The 283-nt window shown below is 68.9% G+C and carries 1 pseudogene; it reads right to left on the bottom strand.

Going from position 1 to position 283, the window contains the following annotated elements:
- Nucleotides 1-283, bottom strand: a pseudogene (locus tag AC0IW9_RS30600) (glycerol-3-phosphate dehydrogenase); the annotation flags it as partial.

Here is a 283-nt window from a genome sequence, read left to right as displayed (position 1 = left end):
ATGCAGCCCCGCGCCGAAATCCTCGCCGAGATCGTCCTCCACTTTCGAATCGCCGAGCAGCGCATCCGTCCGCGTCCCGTAAGCGCGGGCCAGCCGCCGCAGCAGTGCTGCGGGCATCGCCGGGTAACGCGTCGTCAGCGTCGCCAGATACCGGCCGAAATCGGCGTCGGGCATGTCGCCGCCGGGTAGCGTCGCATCCTCCGTCCACGCTCCACCCGCAGCGGGGAAGAACCGCGCGAGCTCCTGCAACGCATGCTCCGCGAGCTTGCGATAGGTCGTGATC

Source organism: Belnapia sp. AC561, assembly GCF_979252845.1.
This window is presented reverse-complemented; position numbering and strand designations above follow the sequence as displayed.